This is a genomic window from Actinotalea sp., from assembly GCF_035443605.1.
Taxonomy (GTDB): Bacteria; Actinomycetota; Actinomycetes; order Actinomycetales; family Cellulomonadaceae; genus Actinotalea.
Genome location: NZ_DAORSQ010000192.1, coordinates 1 through 2,443 on the forward strand (window position 1 = coordinate 1; position 2,443 = coordinate 2,443).

Consider the following 2,443-nt stretch of genomic DNA (forward strand, 5'->3'; position numbering starts at 1 on the left):
TCTCCTTGGCGATGGAGACGCCGTCGTTGGTGATCGTGGGGGCGCCCCACTTCTTCTCCAGCACGACGTTGCGGCCCTTGGGGCCGAGCGTGACCTTGACGGCGTCAGCGAGGGCGTTCATGCCCCGCTCCATGCCGCGGCGGGCCTCTTCGTCGAACGCGATGATCTTGGCCATTCGGATGGTCCTCCGGTTGTGGCGGTGTGCTGGCCACGGCGCCCGCGACGGACGGACCGGTCGGCCCGCGGTCATGTCCCGCGGGTGTCCCGGCCCTCACCGGACCAGATGTCTCTGTCACTCTCGGGTCGAGAGTGCTAAGTCATTATTGGCACTCTCGACCGACGAGTGCAAGCGCGCGTGCCCGCGGCGCGACGCGGTGCGGCGTCAGGGGGTGAAGTCGTCCGCCAGGACGACGACGATCCCCTCGGGAGCCAGGTCCACCGACTCCTCGACGGCGGCGATGCCGAGCGCCGCAGCCACGGCCTGCGCCGTCGCGACGTCGGCCGCCGCCGGGTAGTACACGACGGTGGCCGCCTGGTCGTCGCCGTCCCAGTTGCCGCTCGAGACGTTGGTGAAGCCGGCCGCCTCGACGGCGTCCTTCGCGGAGCTCGCCAGGCCGGAGGTCGTGGTCGCGTTGAAGACCTCCACCGCCCGCGCGAGGTCGACGACGGCATCGGGCGTGGGCTCCGGCGTCGGCGTCGGCGTCGCCTCCTCGGCGGGCTCGGTCGCCTCCTCCGTCGGGTCGGCCGCCCCACCGGTCGCGTCGTCCGTGCCGGCCGTCTCCTCCGTCGCGGTCTCCGAGCCCTGCCACGGCAGGTCGACGCCGTCGGAGATGACCGTCACCGCGGCGTACGCGAGCACGGGGAAGAGCACGACGGCGACGACGAAGGGCCACCAGCGCGACCACCAGGTCCGCGGCGTGCGGTGGACCCCGCGTGGGCCGGCCGACGCGGCGGCACCATCGAACTCGTCCGGGGGGTACGGGTAGTCGGCGGGGCTCACGGCCGACAGGCTATCGGCTCGCGCGGCTCAGCCGTCGACGCCGAGGCGACGCGCCGTGCGGGCGCGCTGGCGGGTCGCGCGCATGCGACGCAGGCGCTTGACGAGCATCGGGTCGTGCGCCAGCGCGGCCGGGGAGTCGATCAGGGCGTTGAGCACCTGGTAGTAGCGCGTGGCCGACATGCCGAACAGCTCCCGGACCGCCTGCTCCTTGGCGCCCGCGTACTTCCACCACTGGCGCTCGAAGGCCAGGACCTGCTCGTCCCGCTCCGACAGCCCGGTCGGTCCGGGACCGGCGGCGGCGTCCGCGTCCGGCGCGTGCAGCGTCATGACGGTGGCGTCCATGCGAACCTCCGGGACGATCGATGCTCTGGCCCGGCCATCGTACCGGCGGAATGACAGCCGTGTCATTCCCTCGGCGCGCCCCGCTCCCGTGGTAGCGCCGGACGCGCACGGCGACCACCCGGACGGCGGAGCGCGGGTCACCGAGCGCTCCCGCGCTACCCTGCGCGGGTGCCGCGGCTGCCCCTCGACCAGGTCATGTCCCCCGACTGGGCCGCCGCGCTGGCACCGGTCGAGCCGCGCCTGCGGGCGATCGGCGACGCCCTGCGCGCCGAGTCCGCAGCGGGCCGTCCGTGGCTGCCCGGTCCGGACGCCGTGCTGCGGGCTTTCGCCCGCCCCCTGGCCGAGGTCCGCGTGCTCGTCGTCGGCCAGGACCCGTACCCCACGCCCGGCCACGCCGTCGGGCTCGCGTTCTCGGTGGCGCCGGACGTGCGCCCGCTGCCCCGCTCGCTGGCCAACATCTACACCGAGCTCCAGGCCGACCTCGGCTGCACGCCCGGACCGACCGGGGACCTGACACCGTGGACGCACCAGGGCGTGCTGCTGCTCAACCGGGTGCTCACCGTGGGCGTCGGGGCACCGGCGTCCCACCAGCGCCTCGGCTGGCAGGAGGTCACGGACCAGGCGGTGCGCGCGCTCGTCGCCCGCGGCGGGCCGCTCGTCGCCGTGCTGTGGGGCCGCCAGGCCGCCGAGGTCCGGCCGTTGCTCGGCGACGTCCGCGTCGTGTCCAGCGCGCACCCCAGCCCGCTGTCCGCCGCCCGCGGCTTCTTCGGGTCGCGGCCGTTCTCGGCCGTCGACGCGCTGCTCGAGGAGCAGGGGGCACCAGCGGTGCGCTGGTGCCCTTCCCCGCCCTCCTCCGGTCGATCCGGCTGACCGTCGTGCCGCCAGGACCCCCGTCCGGGCACCGCCGCGACCGGACCCCCGCCCGGCCGTCCTGCTCCGGGCCCCGGTCCCCGACGGACCTGCCCGCTGCGGTCGGTTGCCCGACCGGTCGTTCCTCCGGCGGACCCCCGTCCGCCGTGCCGTGCCCGGCCGGACCCCCGTCCGCCGTGCCGTGCCCGGCCGGACCCCCGTCCGACCTCCTCCCCCCGCCGGGCCGGAGCC

At 75.6% G+C, this 2,443-nt stretch carries 4 protein-coding genes; 1 reads left to right on the forward strand and 3 read right to left on the reverse strand.

Annotated features, from left to right (window positions below; all coding sequences use genetic code 11):
- The 3 genes from PKY62_RS13015 to PKY62_RS13025 form a co-directional block, all read right to left on the reverse strand.
- A partial coding sequence (locus PKY62_RS13015) for a TCP-1/cpn60 chaperonin family protein (RefSeq protein ID WP_324537641.1) occupies window positions 1-175 on the reverse strand: 175 nt, incomplete at its 3' end.
- Between the two features lie 207 nt (window positions 176-382).
- A complete protein-coding gene (locus PKY62_RS13020; RefSeq protein WP_324537637.1) occupies window positions 383-1,000 on the reverse strand; it encodes a LytR C-terminal domain-containing protein in 618 nt (205 codons plus the stop codon).
- A gap of 27 nt (window positions 1,001-1,027) precedes the next feature.
- Window positions 1,028-1,342: a DUF3263 domain-containing protein gene (locus tag PKY62_RS13025; RefSeq protein WP_502875850.1), complete on the reverse strand. Its 315-nt coding sequence runs from the start codon at window positions 1,340-1,342 to the stop codon at window positions 1,028-1,030.
- 168 nt (window positions 1,343-1,510) lie between these two features.
- Between PKY62_RS13025 and PKY62_RS13030 the strand changes: the two genes are divergently transcribed.
- The gene (locus PKY62_RS13030; protein ID WP_324537639.1) at window positions 1,511-2,212 is read left to right on the forward strand and encodes a uracil-DNA glycosylase; all 702 of its coding nucleotides are present in this window, start codon (window positions 1,511-1,513) and stop codon (window positions 2,210-2,212) included.
- The last annotated feature ends 231 nt before the right edge of the window (window positions 2,213-2,443 follow it).